The 14,363-nt window shown below is 42.3% G+C and carries 11 protein-coding genes; 4 read left to right on the top strand and 7 right to left on the bottom strand.

Annotation, left to right across the window (positions count from 1 at the left end; genetic code table 11):
- Nucleotides 1-647: 647 nt before the first annotated feature.
- The 3 genes from BMZ06_RS19515 to BMZ06_RS19525 form a co-directional block, all read right to left on the bottom strand.
- Nucleotides 648-2,090 (bottom strand): carbon starvation CstA family protein, encoded by a 1,443-nt coding sequence (locus tag BMZ06_RS19515; RefSeq protein WP_089754783.1) that lies wholly within the window; start codon nucleotides 2,088-2,090, stop codon nucleotides 648-650.
- Between the two features lie 142 nt (nucleotides 2,091-2,232).
- A complete protein-coding gene (locus tag BMZ06_RS19520; protein ID WP_089754785.1) occupies nucleotides 2,233-2,970 on the bottom strand; it encodes a LytR/AlgR family response regulator transcription factor in 738 nt (245 codons plus the stop codon).
- Entirely contained in the window at nucleotides 2,967-4,721 is a 1,755-nt protein-coding gene (locus tag BMZ06_RS19525; protein WP_245756052.1) for a sensor histidine kinase, read from the bottom strand. Before BMZ06_RS19525 ends, BMZ06_RS19520 begins: the two co-directional genes overlap by 4 nt.
- 110 nt (nucleotides 4,722-4,831) lie before the next feature.
- On the opposite strand from BMZ06_RS19525, the gene BMZ06_RS19530 reads away from it, so the two are divergent.
- Entirely contained in the window at nucleotides 4,832-5,614 is a 783-nt protein-coding gene (locus BMZ06_RS19530) for a carbon-nitrogen family hydrolase (RefSeq protein WP_089754786.1), read from the top strand.
- Between the two features lie 27 nt (nucleotides 5,615-5,641).
- Here BMZ06_RS19530 and BMZ06_RS19535 read toward each other — a convergent pair whose 3' ends face one another.
- The gene (locus BMZ06_RS19535) at nucleotides 5,642-6,727 is read right to left on the bottom strand and encodes a nitric oxide synthase oxygenase (protein WP_089754788.1); all 1,086 of its coding nucleotides are present in this window, start codon (nucleotides 6,725-6,727) and stop codon (nucleotides 5,642-5,644) included.
- Nucleotides 6,728-6,810: 83 nt separating this feature from the next.
- On the bottom strand, nucleotides 6,811-8,139 hold the full coding sequence (locus tag BMZ06_RS19540; RefSeq protein WP_089754790.1) for an FAD-dependent oxidoreductase: 1,329 nt from the start codon (nucleotides 8,137-8,139) through the stop codon (nucleotides 6,811-6,813).
- 226 nt (nucleotides 8,140-8,365) lie between these two features.
- Between BMZ06_RS19540 and BMZ06_RS19545 the strand changes: the two genes are divergently transcribed.
- Entirely contained in the window at nucleotides 8,366-9,553 is a 1,188-nt protein-coding gene (locus BMZ06_RS19545) for a pyridoxal phosphate-dependent aminotransferase (RefSeq protein ID WP_089754792.1), read from the top strand.
- Between the two features lie 47 nt (nucleotides 9,554-9,600).
- Here BMZ06_RS19545 and BMZ06_RS19550 read toward each other — a convergent pair whose 3' ends face one another.
- Together BMZ06_RS19550 and BMZ06_RS19555 are read right to left on the bottom strand one after the other, a co-directional pair.
- Nucleotides 9,601-11,055 carry an aldehyde dehydrogenase family protein gene (locus BMZ06_RS19550; RefSeq protein ID WP_089754794.1) on the bottom strand — a complete coding sequence of 485 codons (1,455 nt, stop codon included), beginning with the start codon at nucleotides 11,053-11,055 and terminating at the stop codon, nucleotides 9,601-9,603.
- Between the two features lie 79 nt (nucleotides 11,056-11,134).
- Entirely contained in the window at nucleotides 11,135-11,581 is a 447-nt protein-coding gene (locus BMZ06_RS19555) for a GNAT family N-acetyltransferase (protein ID WP_089754803.1), read from the bottom strand.
- Between the two features lie 159 nt (nucleotides 11,582-11,740).
- On the opposite strand from BMZ06_RS19555, the gene BMZ06_RS19560 reads away from it, so the two are divergent.
- Nucleotides 11,741-13,117, top strand: coding sequence for a DUF2254 domain-containing protein (locus tag BMZ06_RS19560; RefSeq protein WP_089754796.1), 1,377 nt, complete (start codon nucleotides 11,741-11,743; stop codon nucleotides 13,115-13,117).
- A 154-nt stretch (nucleotides 13,118-13,271) separates the two neighbouring features.
- Complete coding sequence (locus BMZ06_RS19565) at nucleotides 13,272-14,159, top strand: cation diffusion facilitator family transporter (protein ID WP_089754799.1); 888 nt, start codon at nucleotides 13,272-13,274, stop codon at nucleotides 14,157-14,159.
- Nucleotides 14,160-14,363 lie beyond the last annotated feature (204 nt).

Here is a 14,363-nt window from a genome sequence, read left to right on the forward strand (position 1 = left end):
CGATGTTGACTTATCGTACAGAAGTGAGGGAAGTCTCACTAGCCGCTAGGTGCTGGAGCTGGATAGCACTCATCGTCGTTTATGTCCTGATTTACGCTTATAACTTATGAACGTATAAGAGCGGGAGAAGGGACTAGGTGAGATCCCGCAGGGAGTGAAACGAGCGAGGAAGCTCATGGTAAAAGGAGGATCGACTAAGATCGCCACGTCCTGTGGCAACGTCGATCGACCCTACGTCGTGTAGGGCCATAGGAAAGTGTTCAAATGTGGAATCACCCCGAAAGACACGACCAGCATAAGCCGATCATCAAAAGGATGGCGGTTTTCCAATCCGTTGATGAACGGCTTAAGGCTCGAGTGTCTGGTGATGGAACAAGACGAGTTATTTCCCCACCAGCCCTCTTCCACTTAGAGTAACGGACCCAATTTATCTCGAAACTGAGTCTTCCACACTCCGGCCCTTTAGTGTAAGAACTTTGTTATAAAATCAATACAATATTTAACAAATTTCAGAAAAAAAGAATTGGAAGGTACATCATGGCAAAGTTAACAGGTCGATATACTACACGTAAAAGTTTAATGAAGTGAAGTTTAGGACATATAAAAACATCCACCAGATCTCTCTGATGGATGTTTCAACTATTTTATTAGGCTGTAGGTTTTAAATCTTCTTCTAATGGAATATCCTTGCTTAAGCCACGGCGCGCGGCAATGAAAAAAGCTGTGACAATCGCAACAGTAATAATAGCTGCCAATAGATAGGATATATTCAAAGGAAGATTGAACCCAATCGGAGCATTAATAATGTACGTAAATGTTGCCATAGTCATAAAGGTTGCTGGTATAGCGGCAATAAAGTAATTTTTGCGAGATAAAAACAAGTACATTGCACCTACCCACAGGGCAATAACTGCTGTTGACTGGTTCGCCCAGGAGAAATATCTCCATAAAAGGGTGAAGTCTATACGAGTCAATGCGAATGAAATGACAAACATCGGAATGGCAATCCAAACACGGCTCATAATTTTCTTCTGGGATACTTTGATATAATCCGCAATAATCATACGGGCACTACGGAAAGCTGTGTCTCCCGAAGTGATTGGCAGAATAATAACACCAAGGATAGCCAGCGTTCCTCCCACGGCCCCAAGCATAGCAACAGAAACTTCACTAACAACCGCTGCCGGTCCGCCGTTTGCCAATACTTCATTCAATCCACCTGAACCGTTGAATAAGCTCATAGCTGCGGCTGCCCAGATCATAGCAATAATTCCTTCAGCAATCATCATTCCATAGAAAATGCGACGGCCTTGTTTTTCCTGCTGAGTCGTACGTGAAATAATTGGGGTCTGTGTAGCGTGGAAGCCTGACAGTGCCCCGCATGAGATGGTTAAAAATAACAAAGGGAAGATAGGTGCATTATCTGGATGCATATTGGTTAAAGTCAGTTCAGGAATTGGTGCTCCCGTAACGACCAATGATACACCTACCCCAATAGCACTGATTAAAAGCAGGGCTCCGAAAATCGGATAGAAACGTCCAATAATCTTATCGATTGGCAGCATCGTTGCTAATAAGTAATAAGCAAAGATGGCAAGCAAGATAATCGGCAGACTCAGCCAGCTGCTCGTCATGTTATGAAGCAAATCAGCTGGAGCCGTAACAAACACGGTCCCGACTAGAAGCAATAGTAAGATAGAAAATGCGTTAACGACGTGTTTCATTACTTTCCCAAGGAACTTCCCAGCCAATTCTGGTAAGTGAGCCCCTCGATTACGAATGGAAATCATTCCAGTAAGATAGTCATGAACAGCCCCGGCAAAGATGGCACCAAGAACAATCCAGAGAAAAGCCACTGGTCCATAAAGCGCTCCTAATATAGGTCCGAAAATTGGCCCTACTCCAGCTATATTTAATAATTGTATCAAAGCATTCTTCTTTTGCCCCATCGGCAGGTAATCCACACCATCACTGTGAGAATAAGCCGGTGTAGTTCTGCTCTTATTTACCCCGAATATTTTTTCAACATATTTCCCGTACGTGAAATAACCAATGATTAAAAGTCCGATACTGATTAGAAATGTAATCACAAAAAGTCCTCCCTCGCCCTATTCTTGTAATCGCTTACAAAAATCATAACAAGATAACGCTTACATAAGGGGTGTTTTTGATTAACATGTCGAAAATTCTGTTTAACATGTAAAAATCCCGGTCTTAAAAACAGACCGGGATTTAAAGTTCCAATTGTTTTCTTAAATCTTTAACATAATTTCGGCTTACCGATAGCTTCTCCTCTCTGCCCTGGAGCTCTAATTGGTAAGCGCCATTAAACCACGGAGTCAACCTGTCCACGTAATCTAAGTTTACGAGATAACTCTTATGAATGCGAAAAAATGGGAAACCTCTTAAACGATGTTCTACTTCCTTTAATGGAGCTCTTGTTTCATAGGTATGGGTTTTCCCTACAATCTTAGTCCACCGCTCTTCACGATAAACATACACAATGCTTTCAGGATTAAGATAATGAATATTATCTTCTCCTTCTACAGCAAGCTTTGAAGGCGTCTGATTGGGCGTTTGAGGAGCATCCATTTGAGGAGCGAATCTTTTTTCTAATTTAACCACTGCGTCTTTTAGTTGCTCTTCGTCAAAGGGCTTAAGAAGGTAATCGATGGCGTCGTGTCGAAAGGCATCTACCGCAAAGTCTGGATAGGCTGTAGCAAAAATTATTTTCGGAACCTTTTTCAGTTCCTGAACAGCCTTTGCCACCTCCATTCCATCCATCCGGGGCATTTCCACGTCTAAAAACAGGACATCCGGCTGTAGTTGAAGGACTTTCATAATAGCCGTGTCACCAGACTCTGCTTCACCTATCACCTGAATAGCCTCGTGTTGCTTTAACAGATGAATTAATTCTTCACGGCTGAAACGCTCGTCATCTACCACTAGCGCCTGAATGGGTCCTTTCATGCCGACACCTCCTCTTTATTATGAGGAATGAGGAAAGAAATCCTCGTTCCTTGCCCAGGTTCGCTTTCTATTTGCAGCTTAGAATTTTTTCCGTGTAACAGTTCCAGCCGTTTGTTTACATTGTATAAGCCTAACCCTGTGCCTATTTCAGAAGTAACTTCTTCTAAACCTAAATGCTGAAGTCGTTCCGGAAGTATTCCGCTGCCGTTGTCTTTAACGGATACACGGACTCCCTCTGATAGATATTTAATCTGAATAATAATCTCCGACTCGCCCTCTTGATCTTTTATCCCATGCTTAATGCAATTTTCTACTAAGGGCTGCAAGGTAAGGGGAGCAATCTTCGCTGAGAGGGCATAATCCTCTATATCGTAGTGTACATGAAGCTTATCGACAAACCGTGTTTCTTCAATTAAAAGGTAAGCCCTCACGTGTGATAGTTCCTCCGCAAGAGATGTCCACCTTTTTGTGGTTGCCCCAAGGTTTTGTCGAAAGAACTTAGATAAAGCAATGAGCAACGACCTCGCCCTATCAGGTTCCGTACGGGTGAGGGAGACAATTACATTCAAGGAATTAAACAAAAAGTGCGGATTAACCTGGGCCTGCAAAGCTTTCACCTCAGCTTCGCGCGCCAGTTCCTGTGCTTTTTCTGCTTCAGCGATTTCCAGCTGCTGACCAAGCAGCGCACTTAGTCCCTGGATCAGCTCAATCAATACATTTGAAATTTCTTTTTCGGAACGAACATAAAACTTTAAAGTACCGACTGTTTCATTTTTTCGTTTTAAAGGAGCAATTACAGCTGCCCCTAAAGGACATCCAGTATGATCACAGCTAATATCCCTGTGTCCGGCTACGATCATCTCTCCTTTTTGAATAACTTCGCGCGTAGCAAGGGTTTGAATAGTGCTCCCCGCCTGATGATGGTCATCTGCCTGACCGACGTGAGAAAGAATATACTCTTTATCCGTCATTGAAATAGCGCTTACCTCCACTTCTTCATAGATAATCTGACAAGCTTTTTGGGCAGAACTCTCCGTTAAACCCTGACGAAGGTATGAAACGGTGGATTCAGCAAGCTTTAATGCTTTCTGAGCTTGAAGAGCACCGGCTTTTTCCTCCTCGTTTAGTACGTTTCGAATAATTAATAAAAACAACGCAGAGCCAAGACCATTGGCCACAATCATCGGCAGCCCTATTTCCTGGACAAGTTCCCAGGCTCTCTCAAAAGGTTGTGCAATTCCTAAAATAATCCCCATTTGAATAGTTTCAGCCAGACCTCCAACCAGAAGGGCAGTTTTCAACTTTAATGGTTGATCCTTTTTATGAAAAAATCCAGCAATGATCCCTGCCACAATAGCCGAAATTCCGCATGCCAATCCCGTGAATCCCCCTAAAGAAAATCGGTGTAACCCAGCAATCATTCCTGCTCCAGCTCCGATCCGATATCCACCAAACAAACCGGCAGCTACGATCCCTATTACTCTAGAGTTTGCAATGGCTTCGGAGTCATTCAGTTCATAAGCCCAACTCCCGAATTCGAATGATTGAGTATCATAAGTGATTCCTGTGTAGGTACCAATTATTCCAAACAGTCCAAAAAAAGCAATTGCCATATAATGCTGCTTTCGATTTAAGACTTTACGGTCAATAAGTTCCCGGAAGAATCGAAATCTTGTTATTATAAAAGCAACGGTAACAATGATACCCAAACGTTCAAGCATCGGTAGAAATAATTCAAACACCTCTACCATCCTTTCTATCCTGTTCATCTATTTATTATTGTAGCATGTCTGAAAACGTTTCATACTCAGGTGAATTCATGGTATGATTTTTGATAAACAAAGAAGTTCGAGGTGATTATATGACAGTAAAAGCAGGCATTATTCAGATGGATGTCGCGTTTGGTGACCCTGAAGCAAACCGGGCACATGCGACCAAAAAAATTGAAGAAGCAGCCAGTAATGGAAGCGAGGTTATTGTGCTTCCTGAACTATGGACAACGGGATACGATCTGAGCAGGTTCGATGAACTGGCCGAGTCAATGGACGGGCCGACGCACCAACTGCTCAAGAACCTTTCCTCCAAACACCAGGTGACAATTCTTGGGTCAATCGCGGAGCGTGAGGAAGAACGTTTCTATAATACGTTTGTTTCCTACAATTCTATGGGCGAGCGCACTGCCAAGTACCGTAAGGCTCACCTCTTTCGATTAATGAACGAAGAAAAACATCTTCATTCCGGTAACCAAAAGGGAAATTTTGAACTAAACGGTGTGCCCGCAGCTGGTGTTATTTGCTATGATATCCGCTTTCCTGAGTGGATGCGGACTCACATGCTTAATGGATCCAGAGCCCTTTTTGTCGTAGCAGAGTGGCCAAAGCCCCGGGTTGATCATTGGCGCAATCTGTTAATCAGCCGGGCTATTGAAAATCAGTGCTTTGTTATTGCATGCAATCGTGTAGGATCGGATGCTGCAAATACTTTTGGCGGGCATTCCATCATTGTAGATCCCTGGGGAAACGTAGTGGTTGAGGGATCAGGTGACGAAGAAATTCTCTATGGGGAAGTAGATTTTACGGATGTAGAAGCTATCCGTGAACAAATTCCTATTTTTCAGGACCGGAGACCAGATCTCTACGAATAACCTAAAAAAACCCTTTAGAACTCTTATCTAAAGGGTTTTTTCGTATGCTTTTGTTTGATAAAAGAAATTTGGCGTGTCCATGCGATCTTTGTAAGACGAATGAAAGATATGAGTCGTCGCAGGAGAAACAGGAGGAATCAGCCAAGTCCAGTCTCCTGTGGCCTCTCTTCCGCAAGTTCGTTCTTTCTTTTCAAAAAGCTGAAACTGCTGGGCAGCCGAGTGGTGGTCAACCATACTCACCTTATCCTGTTTAAAGGAATAGAGAACCGCTTGATTCAATTCGATTAAAGCCCGGTCCTTCCATAAGGAAGTATTTCTTCTCGTATTCAAGCCCATGGCTTCAGCTACATCCGGTAATAGATTATAACGGAATTCATCGGCCAAGTTTCTCGCACCGATTTCAGTTTCCATATACCAACCATTAAAGGGTGCTGCAGTATAGTTAATACCGCCGATTTCCAGACGCATATCTGAAATAAACGGCACAGCATACCACTTCAGACCAAAATCACTAAACCACTGAAACACTGGGTGACGAAGAGGAACTTCCAGAATGTACTCTTCCGGAATTTCAAACCATTGAGGTTTAGAACCATCAACTTGTACCACAAGCGGGAGGACATCGAACCTTCCTCCTCCGCCCTGCCAGCCCAGAGCTTCGCATTGGCGGGTAAAATTGATAGAAGCCGGGTCCCCCACTAACTCCCCGTCTATTTCGTATCCTGCATAACGGATCAGCTGATGGTTCCAGAATCGAATTTCCTCATTCCCCTGTTTCGGTTTAAAAATAGAAATAGTCGATCGAATACGGCCCCCATTCGTGGCATAGTTCATGTGCTCATACACCGCATCTCGAATCTCTTTTTCGTCTTGCAAGTGGCGCTGATCAAACACTTGTAAGCTGTTCCAGAATAATCGCCCAATGCAGCGGTTACTATTCCTCCATGCTACTTTTGCTCCATATTCCAGTTCTTCGAAAGTATGTTCATAAGTTCCTGTATCTTCAATTAATCCTTCTATCTCTTTCACTCTCTGAGCAGCATCAGACCGCCCTAGTTCTTCATAGCATTCAAAAATAAACTGCTCTGCTTTTTGAAGTAATTCTCTATTCAACGTAAAGATCCCCCTGTATCATTAATCCTGTTTCCATAGTACCACAGCGCCGAGCGAAAACAGAATTCCAGGTTCATCTTTCTTCACGCTCTTCGGGCTGCTTGTTGAATAGGATCCCAAACACTGTTATAGGGCGGGGCATATGCCAGATCAAGATCAGCCAGATTATCAATCGTCATATGATGATAGAGAGCGGTAGCAATAACATCGATCCGCTTGTCCGTACCGGCGTGGCCTATAATCTGAGTGCCTAACAGTTCTCTGCTTTCCTTGTTATAAATAAGTTTAAGCGTCATTGGATCCTCTTTAGAATAATACCCGGCTGCATGGGTTGATTTAATAGAAATCGTAGCATAAGGAATATATTCACTGGCGGCTTCTTTTTCAGATAATCCAGTGCGGCCTAGAGTTAAATCGAAGAATTTTAAAATCGAAGTGCCTACCACACCTTGAAATGCTTTTCTTTTGTTCACCATGTTCAGTCCAGCTACCTGGCCTTGTTTATTTGCATGAGTCCCTAAAGGCACGTAATCCAGCTTTTGCTTCAGACGGTGATACTGGGCTGCACAGTCCCCCGCGGCATATATGTCCATAATACTTGTTTCCATAAAGGCATTGACGGTGATCGAATCTCGAACTCCTTTAGAAATTCCGGTCCCTTCTAAAAAGGACGTATTAGGACTGACCCCAGTGGCGGCCAATACAAAGTCAGTTTCATATTCACCCTTATCTGTGACGATTGACTCCACTCGATGATCTCCTCTAAATTCTTCAACAGACTCACCCAAATTCAATTTTACTCCATGGCGCTCTGCTTCTTCATGGATCAGGTCAGCCATATCTTCATCAAATATCTTTGCGAGTTGGGCGCCACGGTCAATAATCCGTACTTTTTTACCCAGAGTAACTAGACTTTCTGCCATTTCCAAGCCAATATAACCGCCGCCGATAATTGTTACTTTCTCAATGGAATGGTTTAAGTCATCCATAATAGCCTGCACATCTGGGATAGTCTTTAATGAAAAGATCCCCTCAAGCTGCAGACCTTCCCAGGGAGGTATAATCGGGCTTGCGCCTGTAGCAATTAACAGCCGGTCGTAAGACTCCTCAATCTCTTGGCTCGTTTTATGATCGATGCCATAAACCACTTTATGATCACAGTCTACTTTTGTAACCTCATGAGAAGTACGTACATCAATTCCATACTTATCGCGAAAAGTCTGTGGCTCCCTGGCAATCAAGTCATCTGTCGAATTGACGTCGCCGCTTACAACATAAGGTAGGCCGCACTGACCATAAGATGTTATCTCTCCTTTTTCTAAAACAACAATTTCATTCCCCTCACTATTACGCACAATTTGCATTGCTGCGCTCATACCTGCTGCGTCTCCACCTAAAATTACAATTTTCATTCCTAACACTCCTTCTTTCTCTTCTAGTTATGCATACCCAAAAATACCGACCTGCAAAATTTCGACTGAAAAATAAACCTTAATTTAAGGATTTTATATGTAGTATTTGGTTTGGTTTTCTTAATGTATATTGCTCCTAGTATTCCCTATCCGGATAAAGACATGTTACACTATCCATATTATTCAGTTGTGAGAGTATTCAAATAATAAGCCGAGGTGGAAAAGAATGAAACAATATAAGCAATCTGATGCCATTCAGCGTTTACCAGATCAATTCTTTGCAAAGCTTGTAAAGAAATTAAACGATTTCCAGCAACAAAAGGGACATAATGTACTTAACCTTGGTCAAGGTAATCCTGACCAGCCTACACCTGAACATATTGTACAGTCGCTGCAAAAAGCAGCCGAAAACCCTGAATACCATATGTATCCTCCTTTTCAAGGATTTGATTTTCTGAAAGAAGCTGTGGCAACGTATTACAAACGAGAATATGAGGTTGATCTTGATCCCTCTTCAGAAGTAGCTATACTATTTGGCAGTAAAAGCGGACTGGTAGAGTTGAGCCAATGCTTCTTGAATCCAGGTGATACAGCTTTAGTCCCTGATCCTGGCTATCCGGATTACTGGTCGGGAGTAGCTATGACTGATGCCGTCATGGAACCTATGCCGCTTCTAGAGAAAAACAACTTCCTGCCTGATTATGACGCGATGGATCCAGAGGTCCTTAAACAGGCTAAACTTATGTTTCTCAACTACCCCAACAATCCAACCTCGGCAGTAGCTGACCAGGCTTTTTTTGAAGAGACCATAGAGCTCGCGGATGCCAATGATATCTGTGTGGTCCACGACTTTGCTTATGGAGCCATTGGATTTGATGGTGAAAAACCGTTAAGCTTCATGCAGGTTCCCGGCGCTAAAGATGTAGGAGTCGAAATTTACACCATGTCCAAGACCTATAATATGGCAGGATGGCGCGTGGCGTTTGCCGTAGGAAACCAAAGTGTGATTGAAGCACTGGAACTTGTCCAGGATCACTATTTTGTGAGCCTTTTCGGAGCTGTGCAGGAAGCTTCAGCTACAGCCCTCTTAGAATCACAGGAATGTGTGGAGGAGCTAACGGATACTTATGAAGCACGACGTGATTTACTACTTGAAGGTTTACAAAGCAGCGGCTATCGCTTCCAGCCCTGTAAAGGTTCTTTCTTTGTGTGGGTCCATGTCCCGAATGGCTACTCCTCTGAAGAATTTGCTGATGCTCTGCTCGAGCAAGTCGGGTTGTTTGTAGCCCCGGGAATTGGGTTTGGTGATTACGGTGAAGGATTCGTTCGGATTGGTTTGAACAACTCTGAAGAAACCTTGCGTGATGCAATAACCAGATTCCAAAAATTCGCTGATAAAAATAATATTGTATAAAATAAACGCCCTGAGCCTTTCTTTGCTCAGGGCGTTTATTTACTTTATTAAAATGGAAATTTGCGATATCCATTCATGACACCAATCCATTTTACAGTTGTAAATTTGTCGAGAGCCCACTCTCCTCCAAAGCGGCCAAGTCCGGAACTTTTCTCACCGCCGAAGGCTACATGCGCTTCATCGTTTACAGACTGGTCATTCACGTGAATCATACCTGTGTTGATCTGTTTTGCTGTTTCAACACCGCGGTGTACATCGGTTGTGAATACCGATCCACTTAATCCATATGAAGTATCATTCGCCACTGTAATGGCTTCTTTTTCACTTGAAGCCTTAATGATTCCAATAACAGGACCAAAAACTTCATTGCTTGCAATTGGCATGTCATTAGTAACATTGGTTAATACAGTAGGATGCATGATGTTTCCTTCTGAATCACCACCTGTTAGCAAGGTGGCTCCGCGATCAAGGGAAGCCTGCAGGTCTTCCTGAATACGCTCAATGGCCCCATGATTAATCAACGGACCAACTGTCGTCTCTTTTTCAGAGGGGTCACCAACTTTTAAGGTTTCCACTTTTTCTTTGAATGCCTCCACAAATTGATCATGAATCTGTTCATGAACGATCAAGCGATTGATGGACATGCAAATTTCACCCTGATGCAGGAACCTTCCAAAGGCTGCTGCTTCCACCGCTTTTTCTACATCGGCATCATCAAGGACAATCATAGCATTGTTGCCTCCAAGCTCCAGTGCCGTATCTTTGATATGCTTACCTGCAAGCTCTCCAATGTGACTGCCTACTTCTGTTGATCCAGTAAAGGAAATCAGTTTCGGTACAGGGTGTGTGACAAACGCATCCCCAATCTCTGAACCTCTTCCTACTACTACGTTCAGTACTCCTGCTGGAAATCCGGCTGCTTCAAATAAATCGGCAATCAGTAACCCTGCAGTAACAGGAGATTCTGATGCTGGTTTGGCCACAACGGTGTTTCCAGTAGCAATCGCAGGAGCAATCGACCTCATAGCTAAATGGAATGGAAAATTCCACGGACCAATTACTCCTATGACCCCTTTCGGATAACGATAGACCCGGTTTTCTTTACCGGGAGTATTAGAAGGAAGTATCTCGCCAGACATCCTTGTAGGAAAAGAGGAAGATTCTTTAATAATTGATACTGCAGCCTGGTATTCCACTTCTGCTTTTACCAGAGTGCTGCCTGCTTCCTTCACCAGCCAGTCTATAATTTCGTCTTTACGTTCCTTAACCACCGATAATAAGCTGTCAAAATAGGCCTGCTTCTTGGCTGGGAGTAATTCCGCCCAGTCTTTTTGAGCTTGTTCAGCTGATCGGTAGGCCTCATTTAAATCATCTTCATTGGCAGAAGGGATTGTTGTAATAGGCTGTTCGGTATATGGATTTATATTTTCAATCTGTTTCTCGCTTGAACCTGGTTTCCATTCCCCATTAATATATTGTTTAAAATAAGTTTGTGGACTCATGTTATACCTCCATTTTATGGTGTGGAGTATTTTGTTCCACTCACTCTCTTTTTTTAAACCTTTCCAGCACACTAGACCCTCATTCAAATTCGAGCAGCATATCTACATGTGGAATATTATCTTCTAAATAAACATCTGTAATTTCTTTAAAACCGAATGATCCGTAAAAACCTCTCAAATATTCCTGTCCATGCAGCCATATTTGCTCCGCTTCCCATTCATCACGCAAAAAAGCAATTGCTTTTTCCATCAATTCTTTCGCATATCCTTGACCGCGTTTTTCTTTAATTACTATTACGCGCCCAATCGCATAGTAGTCTTTATCTGTCTCAGGGGGAACGATCCGGCAGTAAGCGAAGAGCTTGCCATTTTCCTCTAACCAGATATGCATGCATTCTTTATCACGGCCATCGACCTCCGGATAAGGACACTCTTGCTCTACAACAAAGACTTCAACCCTGAGCTTTAATAAGTCGTACAATTCGTCTTTTGTAAGATCTTTATAATTTTTTTGTATCCAATTCAGTGTGAACACCTCTTCTTTTTTATTTTTTCTCTCCACTATATCGAAACAGCATAAGGAAAGACAAGCCCGAAATTTTCATTTTACAAATATAATTTTACTGTTTTAACACGAGGGTTTGTAGGGAAAGAGTACCTTATATGTAAAGGAGGAAACCGCTATATGCTGATGGACATATTACCCGTATCTCTAAAAAAATATTTTCAAATGACTAAACAACAGCGCAAGCAAGAAGTTCAATCGACCCTGTGGTACATGCCTTTGATATATATATCATCGTCGATCTTGTTTGTCGCTATTACCCTTATACTTGATTTAGTTTTAGAACTGGAACAATACACCTTTCAATCTTTCCGAATTAATGCTGAAATAACCCGAATGCTGGTCAGCACCTTAATTGGCGGCTTGTTAACACTAAGCGCCTTCACATTAAACTCCCTCTTAGTTGTACTTACAACCTTTAGTGGACAATTTTCACCCCGGATGCTGATTAACTTCGTTGCAGATAGACGAACTCAGCACGCTCTTGGTATATTTAATGGAAGTTTTGTGTATGTACTGCTTGTATTTTTATTTATTGGGAATACATCATACGAATATTTCGTAGCCGTTCCAGTAATCACGATCATTTTAGTCTTTATAGCTTCTCTTACGTTTATTTATTTTATCAACCACGCCACGACATGGATGCAAGTTCACAATATTACAGAAACCATGAAGAAATCTTCTGAAGCTATGATTAATAATACCTTAAGCAAGGATCTCGAACCCTTCCGAACCAAGCAGGCCGGTGATTTGCTAAAAGATCATGAAGAAAATATGCAGTGTGTGGAAGCTGCAAGGTCAGGATATGTTCAACTAGTTGATTACAAAAGCATGATTGAACAGGCTCGCAATGACAATGTGATCATTAAATTCCATTCACAGGTAGGCGATTACATTTTACAAACGAATAAGCTGATCAGTTACTGGGGACCAGGTGCTGACTTAGTGGATGAAGAATTCTATTACAGTTTGATTAAAATCGGTCATAAAGAAACTGAACTACAAGACATTCAGATGGGGATGCATAAATTAGCTGAAATTGGGATAAAGTCTCTGGGAAATGATGATCCCAAAACAGCTACCAATACGATTCATCAAATGGCTGAATTAATGCTTACGGTTGAAGATTACATTACCTTCACGCCTTATCTGACCGACAACGGGGGACAGGTTAGAATTATTCTTCTGAATGAAACATTTGAATATTATATTTACCGTGGCTTTGGTTATATTCGCCACTATGCCGGCGACAATCATTTAATCATTACTGAAATTGTTGGAGCTCTTGCTATGGTCGCTGAGTCAATTGATACCTCCAAGCATCAGGCTATATGGGATTTTGCTTATAATACGCTTGATCATATTGAAAAGAAAGTGGTTTACCAACTTGATAAAACGTTCTTACTTGAACAAGTTAAACGTCTCGCTGTCGCAACCGATAATTTGTACGGATACTATGCCATTGAGCGCCGCTTCTATCCAGAAAAAAAATAAGGAAACTCCAGGGCTTTCCTGGAGTTTTTTTATTGTTGTCATACCTTTTCTGAATAAGGAGACGCTAAAACTATGCTGTCGGTTGACACACCTTGGCAGCTTTTTTATATTATATATATGAGCATATGTTCATATATTAAGGGAGGGGTATCTAATGGGACATCACCATCATCATATTGATTCTTCCACAGGAAAAATTAAAACTGCTTTTTTTCTAAATTTATTCTTTACTATAATCGAAATCATCGGGGGAATTATGACCAACAGTATGGCTATTTTATCCGATGCGTTACATGACCTTGGAGATTCTCTATCTCTTGGCTTGGCATGGTTTCTCCAAAAATTCTCTCAAAAAGAGCAATCTAAAGAGTTCTCATTTGGTTATAAGCGTTTTTCTTTACTAGCCGCTCTTATTAACAGTGTGGTATTAATTGTTGGTTCTGTATTTATTTTGACGGAAGCTGTACCCAGACTCCTCAATCCAGAGCAGCCAAACACAACTGGGATGATTGTGCTGGCGATATTGGGAATTATCGTTAACGGAGCAGCAGTTTTCAGGCTTCGCGGTGGCGACTCAATGAATCAGAAAGTCATAAGCTGGCATCTGCTTGAGGATGTTCTCGGCTGGGCAGCGGTTCTAGTTGTGAGTATCATTATGGCTTTTACGGATCTTCCTATTCTGGATCCTATCGCTTCCATTGCCATTACAGTATTTATTTTATATAACGTGGTTAAGAATTTCATTAAAACGATGAGGCTGTTTTTGGAAGGCGTCCCGGAAAGCATCAGCCTTGAAGATATCGTTCAAAAAATCAATGCCGTGCCGAACATTAACTCTACACACCACACTCACTTGTGGTCCATGGACGGCGAGAACCATGCCTTCTCCACCCATGTAGTTGTTCCTGAGAATGCAACGAAAGAGGAGATCTGTCATGTGAAAGAAAGGATAAAAGAGATTCTTCACACGATTTCCTTGGAGCATGTAACTATAGAAATCGAATACCAAGATGAATCCTGCTCTCTTCAAGATTCATCCTGATTCTGTATGTTGATAGTTAAAGAAAAGCTCCCATTACTTGAAGACTCAGTGCGAGATAAATTGGGTCCGTTACGTTAGATGGATAAAGGCTGGTGGGGAAATAACTCGCTTTCCTATGGGGGAACGGTGAGCTTCCTCGCTCGTTTCACTCCCTGCGGGATCTCACCTAGTCCCTTCTCCCATGGGAGTCTCGCCATTTCCCCA

It is taken from the genome of Halobacillus alkaliphilus (assembly GCF_900113125.1).
GTDB classification, from domain to species: Bacteria; Bacillota; Bacilli; order Bacillales; family Halobacillaceae; genus Halobacillus; species Halobacillus alkaliphilus.